Annotated in this window: 15 protein-coding genes; 2 read left to right on the forward strand and 13 right to left on the reverse strand. The window is 69.6% G+C overall.

Annotated features, from left to right (window positions below; genetic code table 11):
- The 5 genes from ACEU5R_RS30645 to ACEU5R_RS30665 all read right to left on the reverse strand — a co-directional run.
- On the reverse strand, window positions 1–238 hold a 238-nt coding region (locus ACEU5R_RS30645; protein ID WP_392413574.1), incomplete at its 3' end, for a DUF4880 domain-containing protein.
- Window positions 235–756 carry an RNA polymerase sigma factor gene (locus ACEU5R_RS30650; RefSeq protein WP_158658502.1) on the reverse strand — a complete coding sequence of 174 codons (522 nt, stop codon included), beginning with the start codon at window positions 754–756 and terminating at the stop codon, window positions 235–237. The genes ACEU5R_RS30645 and ACEU5R_RS30650, both read right to left, overlap by 4 nt.
- A gap of 66 nt (window positions 757–822) precedes the next feature.
- The gene (locus ACEU5R_RS30655) at window positions 823–1,491 is read right to left on the reverse strand and encodes a secretin and TonB N-terminal domain-containing protein (RefSeq protein WP_392413576.1); all 669 of its coding nucleotides are present in this window, start codon (window positions 1,489–1,491) and stop codon (window positions 823–825) included.
- Between the two features lie 135 nt (window positions 1,492–1,626).
- A complete protein-coding gene (locus ACEU5R_RS30660) occupies window positions 1,627–2,862 on the reverse strand; it encodes a cyanate transporter (RefSeq protein ID WP_392413578.1) in 1,236 nt (411 codons plus the stop codon).
- A gap of 4 nt (window positions 2,863–2,866) precedes the next feature.
- The gene (locus ACEU5R_RS30665) at window positions 2,867–3,340 is read right to left on the reverse strand and encodes a nucleoside deaminase (RefSeq protein ID WP_392413579.1); all 474 of its coding nucleotides are present in this window, start codon (window positions 3,338–3,340) and stop codon (window positions 2,867–2,869) included.
- Window positions 3,341–3,509: 169 nt separating this feature from the next.
- Here ACEU5R_RS30665 and ACEU5R_RS30670 point away from each other — a divergent pair, with 169 nt between their 5' ends.
- Window positions 3,510–4,397 carry a LysR family transcriptional regulator gene (locus ACEU5R_RS30670; protein WP_392413581.1) on the forward strand — a complete coding sequence of 296 codons (888 nt, stop codon included), beginning with the start codon at window positions 3,510–3,512 and terminating at the stop codon, window positions 4,395–4,397.
- Here the strand turns inward: ACEU5R_RS30670 and ACEU5R_RS30675 are convergent.
- The 5 genes from ACEU5R_RS30675 to ACEU5R_RS30695 form a co-directional block, all read right to left on the reverse strand.
- Complete coding sequence (locus ACEU5R_RS30675) at window positions 4,384–5,349, reverse strand: Bug family tripartite tricarboxylate transporter substrate binding protein (protein ID WP_392413583.1); 966 nt, start codon at window positions 5,347–5,349, stop codon at window positions 4,384–4,386. The two genes, ACEU5R_RS30670 and ACEU5R_RS30675, sit on opposite strands and share 14 nt — an antisense overlap.
- Window positions 5,350–5,410: 61 nt before the next feature.
- Window positions 5,411–5,755, reverse strand: a complete 345-nt coding sequence (locus tag ACEU5R_RS30680) for a carboxymuconolactone decarboxylase family protein (protein ID WP_103276157.1) — start codon at window positions 5,753–5,755, stop codon at window positions 5,411–5,413.
- 97 nt (window positions 5,756–5,852) lie between these two features.
- Window positions 5,853–7,049, reverse strand: a complete 1,197-nt coding sequence (locus ACEU5R_RS30685) for a mandelate racemase/muconate lactonizing enzyme family protein (protein ID WP_392413585.1) — start codon at window positions 7,047–7,049, stop codon at window positions 5,853–5,855.
- 172 nt (window positions 7,050–7,221) lie between these two features.
- Window positions 7,222–7,812, reverse strand: a complete 591-nt coding sequence (locus ACEU5R_RS30690) for a cysteine dioxygenase (protein WP_233772566.1) — start codon at window positions 7,810–7,812, stop codon at window positions 7,222–7,224.
- Between the two features lie 149 nt (window positions 7,813–7,961).
- The gene (locus ACEU5R_RS30695; protein WP_103276160.1) at window positions 7,962–9,014 is read right to left on the reverse strand and encodes a hypothetical protein; all 1,053 of its coding nucleotides are present in this window, start codon (window positions 9,012–9,014) and stop codon (window positions 7,962–7,964) included.
- A gap of 299 nt (window positions 9,015–9,313) precedes the next feature.
- Between ACEU5R_RS30695 and ACEU5R_RS30700 the strand changes: the two genes are divergently transcribed.
- Entirely contained in the window at window positions 9,314–9,439 is a 126-nt protein-coding gene (locus ACEU5R_RS30700; protein ID WP_392413587.1) for a hypothetical protein, read from the forward strand.
- Between the two features lie 85 nt (window positions 9,440–9,524).
- Here ACEU5R_RS30700 and ACEU5R_RS30705 read toward each other — a convergent pair whose 3' ends face one another.
- From ACEU5R_RS30705 to ACEU5R_RS30715, 3 genes are all read right to left on the reverse strand, one after another.
- Window positions 9,525–10,199: an NUDIX domain-containing protein gene (locus tag ACEU5R_RS30705; protein ID WP_103276161.1), complete on the reverse strand. Its 675-nt coding sequence runs from the start codon at window positions 10,197–10,199 to the stop codon at window positions 9,525–9,527.
- A gap of 163 nt (window positions 10,200–10,362) precedes the next feature.
- Entirely contained in the window at window positions 10,363–11,934 is a 1,572-nt protein-coding gene (locus tag ACEU5R_RS30710) for a nicotinate phosphoribosyltransferase (protein WP_392413589.1), read from the reverse strand.
- Between the two features lie 43 nt (window positions 11,935–11,977).
- Window positions 11,978–12,853, reverse strand: a complete 876-nt coding sequence (locus ACEU5R_RS30715; RefSeq protein ID WP_392413591.1) for a ribose-phosphate pyrophosphokinase-like domain-containing protein — start codon at window positions 12,851–12,853, stop codon at window positions 11,978–11,980.
- Between the last annotated feature and the right edge of the window lie 176 nt (window positions 12,854–13,029).

Raw genomic sequence — 13,029 nt, forward strand, 5'->3', positions numbered from 1 at the left:
CGCCCGCCGCCGCGCGCGGATGCGCGGCGCGGAACGCCCTGCCGGCCTGTCCGATGTCCACCCAGGCGCGCCGCGCCCGCTCGAACGCCGCCGCGTGCGCGTCGCTGTGCGCGCACCATTCCCGCAACGCCAGCGCGTCGCGCCGCGTGGCCTGCCCGGACTGGATGCGCCGCACCCAGGCCTCGGCCTCGCTGTCCAGCGCCTTGGCGCCCGATTTGAAGTAGCGGCTGAAAATCATCGATCCGACCTTGAATACGGCAGGCGCGCGCGGCAATAGGCCTGCGCGTGCTGCAGCTCGCGCTCCACCATGCGTACCGAAATGCCATGCCGCGCCGCCAGCTCCTTTTGCGTGACGCCGTCCAGGCGCGCCGCCAGCAGGATCTCGCGCTGGCGCTCCGGCATGCGCTCCAGCGCCCGCATCAGGGTCTGCAGCGCCTGCCGGTCCTCCGCGATCTGCGCCGGACCGGGCGCGGCGTCGGGCGTCAGCCCCAGGATCTCGTCGGCCTCGGCGCGCGTCAGCCTTTCATCGCCCGAGCGCGCGTAGTCGGCGGCGATGTGGAAAGCCATGCGGTAGATGTAGGCCTCGGGCTGCCGCACCGCCTCGGGCGCGGCGACGCCGTCCAGCTTCAGGTACGCGTCCTGCAACGCGTCGCCCGCCAGCTCGTCATTGCCCAGGCGGGCGGAAAGGCGGCGCTTGAGCCGGTCATAGTGGGTGACCAGCGACTTGCGCAACGAAGCCAGGCCGCCGTCCTTCATGGGGCCGGTCCCTGGCATGGCGGACCGGGATGGCGGTCCTGGCGGAACGCATCCGCGCTCTTGCCGTTATGCAAGACAGTCTCCGGTGGCCGCGGCCTGCCCGGGCCGGATCACAAAGGTGATGGGCTGGCCCACGCCCGGCGGCGCGGCCTCGTCCAGTTTCAATCGTCCCAGCCGCTGCGTCAGCAGCTGATCGCGCTCGGGCGAACCCGTGGAATCCAGCAGGCGCACGCGCCGCACCTGGCCGCTGTCGCCGAACCACAGGCTGACCGCCGCGCGGTAGCTGCCCGGGCGCACATCCGGGTCGCCGCAAAGCAGCGCGCGCATGGCGGCCTGCAGCTTGCCGTAGTAGCGCTGCCGCGCCGCCAGCGTCTCGGCCGGCCCCGGCGCGGCTGTCGCCACGGCGGCGAGCGTGAAGGTGTCCGGCGAGCCGTAGCGCGCCTGCAAGCCCGAGTCGCCCAGCATCAGCCGCAGCGCCGATTCCGCCGTGTAATGCCCCGCCACGCCGCGCGAGCGCCTGCCCGCGACCAGCCCGCTGTCGTACAACCCGGAATGTCCGGTGCTGGCGGTGAAGCGCTGCAGCGCCTCGGCCAGCGGCAGCGCCGGGATGTCGAAGAAGCGCAGGCCCTGCGCGTCCCCGGCCGGCGCCGCCTGGCCGCGCGCCGCCAATGCCGCGACGAGCAGGAGGCAACGAGTCAGGAACCGCGCGCCGCGCGCGCCTCGAAAGTGAGCCATGGCAGGAATAGTCGAACATAGCCGTCGATGCTCACCGCGAGGACGGGAGGCGCCAGTGCTGCCGCAGCATAGTCCGGGCATGTGACCGGTACATGACGCGTCACGGCGCGAAGCCCGCGCCGCCGGCCGATGACCTCAGGAACCGCCGGAGCCTGCCCGCGCCGCGTCGGCGCGCGGCGCGGCCATCGCCCTCGCATAACTGGACGGCGCGGCCCGCAGGTACAGCGCGGCGACGACGGCGACGCAGGCCAGATGCAGCAGCCAGCCGTCGCGAAAGCCCCCGGTGGCCTCGCGCAACGCCGCCACGATCCAGGGCGGCGCCGCCGCGATCAGGAAGCCGCCGCCCTGCACATAGGAAGACAGCACGCCGGCGCGCAGGGGATCCGGCAGATGGTCCAGCGCCACGATCAGCGACAGGGCGAAGCAGCCGCCCAGTCCCGCTCCCAGCAGCATGGCCCAGGCGATGGGCGCCGCGTCCGGCCGCCACGCCAGGGCGGCGAAACCCGCCGCCTGCAGGACCAGGGTCAGCCACAGCCAGGGCCGGCGGTCCTCGTGCTTGCGAGCCAGCACCGGCAGCAGCAACGCCGCGGCCGCCTGGCATACCGTCAGGGCCGCGAGCAGGCTGCCGCTGGCCGCCGCGCTCCAGCCCCGCTCCTGATAGAACGGCGCCAGCCACGCCACCACCGACGAATAGCCGCCGTTGACCAGGCCGAAGCAGGCCATCAGCAGCCAGACGCGCGGCCGCGCCAGATAGGTCGCGGCCGCCATGCGGCCGGAGCGGACGGCCTCGTCGGGCGGCAGGCTGCGCGCCGCCAGCGCCAGCGCGAGCAGCGCGGGCACGGCCATCCAGGCCAGGCCGATGCGCCAGTCGCCGCTGGCGGCGGCCGCCAGCGGCGACAGCTGCGCGCCCAGCGCGCCGCCCGCCATCAGCATCGACGAGTACAGCCCCATGACCACGCCGACATGGCGCGGGAACTGCCGCTTGATGATGCCGGGCAACACGGCCTGCACCACCGCAGCGCCCAGGCCCAGCATGGCGGCGGTGCCGATCAGCTGCCAGCCGGCCGAGGCCCACAGCCGCAGCGATGAGCCGGCCGCCAGCAGCGCCAGCGCCAGCAGCACCGCGCGCCGGCCGCCAAGGCGCGCCTGCACGGCCGGCCCCGCGAAGGCCACCAGCCCCATCAGCAGCATGGGCACCAGCGTCAGCAGCGACATGCGCTTGAGATCCAGGCCGGTGTGCGCGCCAATATCGGCGGCCAGCGGGCCGATGCCGGCGATGAAGGGCCGCAGGTTCAGCGCCACCAGGGCGATGGCGGCCAGCAATAGGCCGGCGGACGCGGGGTTCCCGGCCCGGGTTCCTGCACGAGTCATCGCTTCATGCCTGCCGGTGGATGGCCTGCTGCCATTGCGCATACAGCCCGGGCCCGCCCTGCTCCGGCGCCGGCACGTGCCGGATCCGCATGGACTGCTCTTCGAAGGGCTTGGCCAGATCGGCGTAGACCGCCGCCGTGGACAGCCCGTAGGGCGCGCCGTCGTCGTTCGAATAGGCGTAGGCCACCTCGCGGATGCCCGCCAGCCGCATCGCCGCCATGCACATGGGACAGGGATGGCCGCTGGCATAGACCGCGCAGCCGCTCAGGTCAGGCGAGCCAAGCTTGCGGCTGGCGGCGCGCACGGCCATCAGCTCGGCATGCGCGGTGGGGTCGTGCGAGGTCAGGATTTCATTGACGCCGGTGGCCAACACCTGGCCGTCGCGCACCAGCACCGCGCCGAAGGGACGCCCGCCGGCGGCGATGTTGGCGCGGGCGAGCTCGATGGCCATGTTCAGGAAATGCAAGGTATCGCTCATGTTTCTGCTCCGGGTTCGCGCGGCGACGGGCAAGCGGCGTCCGCGCCGTCGTCCGTGCTGTGGTCCGTGCTGACTATAGCGAGCGGGAGTAATATTTAAAAATTAAATATTCAGATAGACCATATCCATTTGCTGCATGCCGTGGCGTGTGGAAGGTCATCACGCCGCCATGCTAGATCCGCGACTGTTGCGTTCCTTCGTCGGCATCATCGACGCGCAGAGCTTCACCGCCGCCGCCGACCGCCTGAGCATGACCCAGTCCACCATCAGCCAGCAGCTCGCGCGGCTGGAGGAACAGGTCGGCTCCGCCCTGGTCGACCGGACCGCGCGGCCGATCGTGGCCACGGCCGCCGGCGAACGGCTGCTGGGCTATGCCCGCAGGATCCTCGCCCTGCAGCAGGAGGCGCAGGCGGCGCTGGGCGATCCGGCCGGCACCGCGCCGCTGCGCATCGGCGTGCCCGAGGACCTGGTCAACGCGGCGATGGCCGCGACCTTCCGCGATTTTTCACGACGCCATCGGGAAATCCATCTGGACGTGACGGACGGCCTGAGCCGCGATCTCACCCAGCGCTACCGGGGCGGGGAATTCGATATCGTCATCGTCAAGGAAGCCGCCGCCGGCCCCGACTGCCGGTCCTCGTTCCCGGAACCCATGGCCTGGTTCGAAAGCCTGAACGCGCCGCGCGCCTGGCCCTCCCCCGTGCCGCTGGTGACGTTTCCGCCCGGCGGGCTGTATCGCGACGCCATGTTCGAGCGCCTGGAGCGCGAGCGGCTGCGCTGGTACAACGCGTTTTCCGGCAGCAGCCTGCACAACGTGCTGATCGCGGTCGAGGCGGGCATCGGGCTGTCGCTGCTGCCCCGCAACGCCGTGACCGGCTATCGCGTCCGGCCCTATGCGCGCTTCCCCGCCGAGGCGCCGATCGTGGTGTCGATCTACGCCAGGGAACGCGAGGGCATCGTGGGCGAGCTGGTGGAGCTGCTGCAAACCGTATTGGAGCGCAGACAGGGCGGCGCGCCCGGCGCGAAGGCACGCCGCCCCGCGCTCAGTCGGCGTTGACGCCCAGCGCCGGGATGGCCTGGTCGTAGAACGCGAGGTCGGCGTCCAGCTTCTTCTTGAACGCGGCGGGCTCGCTGCCGACCGCCACGCCACCGACCAGGGCCAGCCGCTCCTGCATCTCCGGGCTGCGCAGGATCTGCATCACCGCCTGCGCCAGCCGCGCCGAAATCTCGGACGGCAGCGCCGCTGGCCCAAGCAATCCGTACCAGGCGGACACTTCATAGCCCGGCAGCTGCTCGGCGATCGCCGGCGTGTCCTTCAGGAACGGCGAGCGGCTGGCCGTCGTCACGCCGATGGGACGCAGCTGTCCCGCGCGGATATAGGACAGCGCCTCGCTTTGGAACACCAGCGACGCCGTGCCGCCGATGACGTCCGAGATCGCCTGCGTACCGCCCTGATACGGCACGCTGACGATCCGCACCTGGGCCATCTTCTTGAAAAGCTCGCAGGCCACGAAGGGCGAAGCGCCGATGCCGGAATGGGCGCAGCTGAGCTGGTCCGGATGCGCGCGCGCGTAGCGAATCAGTTCAGCCAGCGTCTCGATGGGAAGCTTGGGATTGACCGCGAGAAAGTTGGGGATTTCCACCAGCTGGCTGATTGGAGTCAGGTCGCGTTGCAGGTCGTACAGGGGCTTCTTGTAGAAATACTTGTTGAAGACGTTGGCGGTCGTGCCGAGCAGCAGCGTGTAGCCATCCGGCCTGGCGCCGGCGACCTCGCGGGTGCCCAGCATGCTGCCGGCGCCGGGCTTGTTCTCGACGATGATGGTCTGCCCCAGCTCCTTGGCGAGCTGCTGGGCCAGGCTGCGGCCCAACGCGTCGGCGGTGCCGCCGGCGGTGAAGGGCACCACCAGCCGGATGGGCTTATCCTCCGGCCACGCGGCCTGCGCCAGCGTCGAGAGGCTGGCCGCGCAAGCGAGCCCGATCAGTTTCAGCAATAGGATTGCCGGTTTCATGTCTTTCCCCTTGTTGTGCCTGGGCGCGCGACCCCGCCGCGCCGCCATTGCCGATGCCGGTCTACGCCTGCTCGAACTGGTTGTAGGCCTCCAGCGCGCGGGCCGAATACACATAGGCCGCGCCCGCGTTCAACGCGATGGCCGTGCCCAGCGCCTCGGCGACCTCCTGCTGACTGGCGCCGGCCTGCCTCGCGGCCGCGGCATGCGAGGAAATGCAACCGTCGCAGCGGGTCGTCACCGCGACGGCCAGGGCAATAAGCTCCCGGGTCTTGGCGTCCAGGGCCTGGCCCTCGCCCAGCGCCCGGTTGAGCCCGGCGTAGGCCTGGACCACGGCGGGGTTGGCCTGCGCCAGCGCTTTGGCGCCCGTCCGCAAGTTGGCCAGTTGATCCGTCCAGTTGTTCATCATGGTGCTTGCTCCTGATAGAGGGAGGATGAGCGCGGGGCATGGACACCGCATGGCCGCGCCCCGGGAAAAAGCGGAAACAGGAATCCGGCAAGCCGGGTCAGTGCTTGCGCGCGTAGATCAGCCCATGCGGCTTCGGCGGATGCGCGCGCAATGCGGCCTCATCGGGTTCGGTGCCCCACCCCGGCCGGTCGGGCACGATCAGGTGTCCATCGCGGTACTGCGGCGCGTGCGTGAACAACGCGTCGTCCCAGGCCAGGCGATCGATATCGGTTTCCATGATGCGGAAGTTCGGCACCGCCGCGGCGAAGTGCGCGTTCATGAACGTGCACAAGTGCCCATAGAAGTTGTGGGGCGCGACGTTGACTTCGTGGATATCGCACAGGTCGGCCATCTTCATCGCTTGCCAGGCCCCGTTCCAGACGGTGTCGATGATGGCGACGTCCACGGCCTGCCGCCGCAGGAAGGGCAGCAGCTCGCGTCCGCCGAACAGCGTCTCGCAGGAACTGATGGGAAAGCGACTCTGCCCGCGAATGAACGCCAGCGCGTCCGGGCTGTAGCTGTCCAGCTCGACCCAGAACAGATCGAAATCCTGGATCGCGCGCAGGATCTTCAGATAGCCCTCGGTCTTGGCGTGGAAGTTCAGGTCGACGAGGATGTCGATGTCATCACCGGCGCCGCGCCGCAGCGCTTCCAGCGTGGCGCGCAGATTGCGGATCACGCGGCGGTCCACGTTCAGCTCGGGCGAGAACGGCGAGGAAAACCCGGGCCGCCAGGCGAAGGACGGGCCTTCGTCGTGGATGAACAGGTTTGTTTTCAATGCAGAGAAGCCGCGCTCGCGCACCTGGGCCGCTGCCGCCTCGACGCCGGCCAGGTCCGTGATGGCGGGGCCATAGTGCTGCGGATGGTTGATGCGCCATGCCGGACAGTGCGACCAGTACACGCGCAACGCATCGCGCACCTTGCCGCCCAGCACCTCGTAGCACGGCACGCCCAGGCGCTTGGCATGGGCGTCGAGCAGCGCGTTTTCCAACGCGCCGATGCCTTCGCCCACGACCCCGCCCGCTGCTGGCCGGGTGCGGGCGTAGACATCCGCGTGGAAGCGCTGCGGCCCGGCATAGGACTGCCCGACGATGGCGCCCGCCAACTGCGCGATCACCGCCGACACGCCGGGTGATCCAAAGCCCTCGTCGTATTCGCTCCAGCCGGTCACGCCGGCATCCGTGCTGACCTTCACGAAGTGGTAATTGCGCCAGCCGGCATCGCAGGCCAGCGTTTCGACAGCGGTGATCTTCATCCTCTTCCCCTTTGCATGCGTCCCGTGCGTCAGGATCTTGATTCCCTATTTCTTCCAGCCATTCTCAGCGCCTTTCCCGGGCAGCGAAACTGACACTTTGAACAGGGTGCGAACCGTGCGCGGGCGCGCGGCGACGCCGGCGATGGCGCACGGGGCTTGCCCGCCGCGCGCCTCAGTCCAGGCGCGCGAACCCGGCCGCCGCCGCGTCGGCGTTGGCGTATCCCGAAACGAAGGCGCGCCGCGCGCCGGTATCAACGTCGTAGACATGGCGCGGGATGCGGCCGATATTGCCGCCGTAGATATGGATGCTGATCGAGACCCGGTCATCGCAGGCATTGCTCACGCGATGGATATCGCCCAGTCGCGGCGACACGCGGTCGACATCGCCCGGCAGCAGCACGGACTCGCCCAGCAGCCGCATGGGCGCCGCGCGTTCATAGCGCTCCGCGCGCTCGGCGCCACGCAACATGGCGATGACGCCCCAGGTCATGTGATCGTGAATCGGCGTGCGCTGGCCGATCCCCCAGACGAAGCTCACCACCGAGTAGCGTTCGCGCGGATCGCAATAGAGCAGGTATTGCCGGTAGTGGACGGGATGCGGCCGGGCGGCCGTCTCGGGCAGCCAGTCATCGCGTGACACGAGCCGCCGCGCCCCGTCTTCTACCCGGTCTAGCAATGCCGGCGGGTCGAGCCGCGCGCGGAGCGCGGCATCGACCGCGCCGAGGAACTGGTTGAAAGCCGGCTGTTGCGCAAGCGTCGTCATGGCTGGTGCCCCCGTCATCGCCGATGCGGGCGCGCCGCCGCGCCCTGATCAAGCGAGGCCAGAATATCACCGGAAGCCGGCCATCAACCCACTATTCGGGATCTATATCCTATTTTTTGAGACTCAATTACGTATCCCGCCAGCGTCCCTTACTTCCCCTTGCCCAGCGACAGCGGCACGCCCCAGATCGGATCTTCCATGCCCTGCCTGCCCAGCGGCGTGATCTGCATGGGCTGCATTCCGGACAGCATCTCGCGGTGCTTGTCGCTGACGTTCACGCGCCGCGCGATCAGCTGCTGCGCGAACTCCATCGGCGCCGGGCGGGTGTAGACGGTCAGGTCTTCCAGCGGGCATTCGATCATCTTGGGATCGACCGCGCGGCAGGCCGGCTGGCGGAACTTGTAGCTCGGCGTCTTCAGGTGCATGCGCTGGCTCAGCACCAGCTGGCCACCCTTCAGCGTGAAGCTGGCCAATGCCTGCGCCGGCGGGATGCGCGCCTGCACCTTGATCGCGGGAATGTCGCGCGAATCGGTCTGTTCGTAATAGCCCGCCGGCATGCCCGCCGAGGTCTCGTTGTATTGCTGCTCGCCCCAGCTCACGCAGGCGCCCGAGGCCGCGTGCACGGCGGTGCAGACCTGGCGCGTCTTGGTCTGGGTATGCGTGGTGGCGTCGCGCCACGCGGCTTCCCGGTAGAACTGGCGATACAGCTCGGGCGACAGATAGGCGGTGCCGTTGGCGCCCCGGCCCGATCCGACCGGCCCGCTGCGCGCGCCGACCTGATCCAGCAGGGCGTTGAGCTTGTAGTCGTCGCCGCCGGTCAGCAAGTACTTCCCGGGCGGCAGGATGTGCACCTCGAACGCGCCGAACAGATAGGTTTCCTTGGGATCGCGCTTCAACGAGTTGGTCTGGAACTTGCGGCTGAAGGTCACCCTGGGCTCCTTCTCGTGCATCCAGATCACGGTCGGGGTCCATTGCGTCATGGTCAGCGCGTCCTTCAGCGACGCGTGCGGCATGATGTCGGCCACCAGCACCACGGCCATGTCGTCCTTCAGCGCCTCGCCGATCAGGTCGAGCAGCTGCGCGTAGCGTGGGTCGTCCATGGTGCCTTCCTTGCTCGTCATGAATGACGGGCTGACGCAGCCCGTCAGGGTCAGCGTGAGCGTCAGGGCGGTCAAGGCGTGGCGCGGTCGCGGCAGGGTCATGGATCGGTCCTTGGTGGCAATGCGTGATGGAATCGTCGAGCGCGCATCCTAATGGCCGGGGTCCGGATCACAAAGCGTGCGCTGCGCGCTGAAACATGGCCCGTCGCGCCTGCCTGGCGCCGCGCTGCCGCGCGCGGCCTGCCGTGGATGCGAGGCATCGCCAGCGCTGGCAAGGGCCAGGACGGCTTCGCGCCGCGCGGCTGGCGGCCCGAGACCCTCGCGCTGACGCGAAAGATATTGTTGCGATTGTTTCTCGTCTGGCACCCGCGACGTGCCTCGCGCGCGACGCGGAACCGCGCTTGCAGCCCACCGCGAGGCCCGCCTGCCCGTGCTGCCGCCGGCACATGCCATCGCTGTCGGACGATGCCGGCCTGTGCGAACGTTGCGACGAGGTGCGGGCGCCGGCCGGCAAGACCCTGGCCTGAGCGCGCGGCCGCGCCGGCGGCGGGCGCGGCGCGGGCCCTGGCGCTGGCGTAGCGCCGTCCGATCCCGCGCTACGGCGACGCCCGTTCAGCGCGCCAGATTCTGGCCGAAGTCCGTCAGGGGCTCGGCCAACCGATAGGCCTGCGCCGGCCGGTAGGCCGCCGGCACGATGCGGGTTTCCCTGAGCGCGCCCGTTTCCAGGATCTTGCGGCGGAAGTTGGCGGCATTCATGCGATGCCCGGTCACGGCCTCGAAGGCCGCCTGGACCTGGGGAATGGTGAATTCGTCGTGCAGCAGATGCGCGACGATGGACGTATAGGCCGACTTCGCGCGCAGGCGCTGCGCGGCCAGCGCGATCAGGCGGTTGTGGTCGAACGCCAGCGCCGGCAGCGCCTCGATATCGTGCAGCGTGATGCGGCCGTCGTCCGCCAGCGGTTGCAGCGCGTCGGCGGCATGCAGCGCCAGGTACACCACCGACGCGGACCAGCCGCGCGGATCGCGCGCGGGGCCGGACTCGGTGCAGGCCTGCTCCAGATGGGCCGGCTCGAAGCCCAGCTTCTCGCGCAGCACGCGGCGGGCGGTCTGGTCCGTATCGGCGTCTGCGTCGACGCGCACATAGCCGCCCGGCAAGGCCAACTGGCCCTTGAACGGGGCCGCCGCGCGCGGCGCCAGGGCCACGTGCAGGCGCTGATCGATCAGGGCAAGCAGCGCCACGTCCACGGTCAGGATGGGGCGTTCATGGGCGGTGGCGGTCTTGGTCATCCCGGAACTCTGGAGAGGTCGAGGGACGGAACCGCATGCGCCGATTCCGCCGCCTCTGTTTGCGCGGATGTCTCGTCGCGCAAGTATGACAGGCTTGTTTTCAACAAGCGACAACGTCGCGCGCCGGCCCGCCAGCGGGCGGCGCCAGGGCGCGCGGCGCCGCTCAGCCGCCGTTGCGCAGGCGGGCGCGGATCTCGGCCAGCGTGTGCTCGCGCACCAGCTTGCCGTCGACGAACACGTCTTGCAGCAGGCCGCCGGCCTCCTGCTCGGGCGTCTGGCGATCATGCAGCACATAGTCGTCGCCCTCGCGCTCGACGCGCAGCAGGCCCACCGCCGACTTCTTGGTGCCGCTGTCGGTCTTGGGATCCTTGGACAGCTCGCGCGCCTCGCCATTGACCATGCCCCAGGTGGCCTTCATGGCCATGCCGAAGCTGTCGCGGGTCAGGTACTGATAGCTGTAGGAGCCGACGCCGAACACGCAGTTGGTCGAGGCATAGCCCTTGATCCGCAGGCGTTCCAGGATCCGCTCGGCGCGGCTCAGCGTGATCGAGTCGCCGTAGATCAGGCCCACGCGCGGATGCAGCACGCGAAAGCCCTTGGCGGTCAGGTCGCCGCCGAAGATGTCCCACAGGCATTCCACGGCGCCCTTGCGCTCGGCCTCGGTGATCTTGCCGCCCGTGTCCTTGACGGTGTACATGCCGTCCGCGTCGGCATCGCCCGCCAACTCGTCCGGCAGATAGCCCGTCAGGATCTTGACCGGATCGCCGGAATCCGGCCGGAACACCACCTTGGCCTGGCCCAGCGCATTGGGCGCGCGCGCCAGGATCTCGGCCTTCAGCGCGCTGGCGTATTCGGTGATGACCTGCCAGAAGTCCCAGGTGTCGGACACGATGGACACGATGCCCGAGGGATAGACCTCGGTGATCAGCCGGCGGAAAGTGCCGATCTCGTCCAGCTTGCCGCCCATGCTCATCACGCTGTGCTCGGTCGCCGGCACGCTGCCGCCCACCAGTTCGCGGTCGGAATCGGCGCCGTAGTACTGCTCGGCGTAGTCGATGGCCGCCACGGTGTCGGTGCCCGTGAACGAGCACAGGTGGGCGAAGCCGGCGCGCATGGAATCCTCGGGGCCGGACAGGCCGCGCGCCGAGAAGTCGTGCGCCTGCCAGTCGATGAAGGCGGCGTCGGCGCCGGTCAGGTCGGCATAGGCCTCCAGCAACCGGCGGTATTCATGGGCGATGGTGGCCACCGTGATCGGCTTCCAGTTGAAATTGGACAGCACGGTTTCCAGGTAGTTGGTCAGCCAGGCGAACTCCTTGCGGGTCTCGCGCACCGTGAACAGCGGCACCTTGATGTTGACGCGCGACCCTTCGGGCAGCGCCTTGATACGCACAGGCAGGTAGCCCAGGTCGTGCAGGGCCGCGATGTGGTCGACCGGCACGGCGCCCGGGCCCAGGGCATTGTCCATGCGGCGGCGGTACTGGCGCACGGCCTGCGCCTTGGGCAGGCGGAAGAAGCCTGCGTCGAAAGCCTGGATCAGGAATTCCTTGACGAAGCCCTGCAGGCCCACGAACACCACCTTGCCTTCGAACGGCGCCAGGCCCGAGCGCAGCACCGGCGCCAGCCTGTCGGAACGCGCCGTGAAGTTCGAGTAGACGCTCTCGGTGCCGGCCGGGTATTGGAAGATGTGGCCGCTCTTGTAGAAGTCGATCTGGGTCAGGGGATTCAGGGTGGACATGGTTCTGCTCGACTGGGTGGGGTTGTTCAGTGTGGATTCGGATTCACGCCGCGATGGCCGCCTGCGGCGCCGCGTCGATGGCCTGGAAGATGTCGCCGCGCGGCGTCCAGAGCGCGGGGTCGCGCGGATAGGCCGTATACAGCCTTGCGTAGTCCCGCAGCGGCGCCACGCCCTTGGTGCACAGGCCATGCGTCACGTACAGGCCCAGCGGCCGGTCGCTGTGCCGGCGCAGCAGCGCGACCAGCGCGACGAAGGTGCCGCCGCCGTCGCAGATGTCGTCCACCACTAGCAGCGGCAGGTCCGGCACCTCGTCCAGCACGCGCGCGCCGCTGAGCTTGCCGGTGGCGGTATTGCGCAGCTTGGCGCAGCACACCACCGGCGCGCCGAAGCGTTCGCCCAGGGCCAGCACGCGCTTGTGCGCGCCGGCATCCGGCGCCACCAGCGCCACGCCGCCCGCGAATTCAGGCAGGGCCAGCACCTGGCCCAGGAAGCCCTCGGCCGATTCGATCTCGACGCGGTCCAGCAGCGCCGGCGCGACCGTGCTGTGCGGATCGGCCACCACCACGCGGTCGAACTTCATGGCGTTGATCAAAGTGCAGAACACCTTGACCGACAGCGGCTCGCCCGCGACCGTGACACGGTCCTGGCGCGCATAGGGCAGATAGGGCAGCCGCAGCGTCACGGCCGCGCCCTCGCCCGCCACGCGGCGCAGCGCGTCGTTCAGCAGCAGCAGGTCCATGACCGCGTCCGAGGAATAGATGCGCGCGTCGATGGTGTAGGCGCGCCCGGCTCCGCCCGCGCCCTCGCCGATCCAGACATGGCGCTCGCCGCCGGGAAAGCCGAGGAAGCGGACTGGATGCGCGACGGCCTGGCCATCGCCGCCGGCGTAGGAAAGTTCGATGCGGGAGAAGTCGGACATGATGTTTAGTGTTTATTGCGATTTACGATTAAGTATAGCGATGCGCGCGCAGATGTCAAATCCCGTCCCGGTCACGACCGGCTCAATGCAAACGCCCCGGGGGGGGGGGGGGGGGGGGGGGGGGGGGGGGGGGGGGGGGGGGGGGGGGGGGGGGGGGGGGGGGGGGGGGGGGGGGG

Origin of the sequence: Achromobacter sp. 413638 (assembly GCF_043119405.1) — a bacterium.
Lineage (GTDB): Bacteria > Pseudomonadota > Gammaproteobacteria > Burkholderiales > Burkholderiaceae_B > Achromobacter.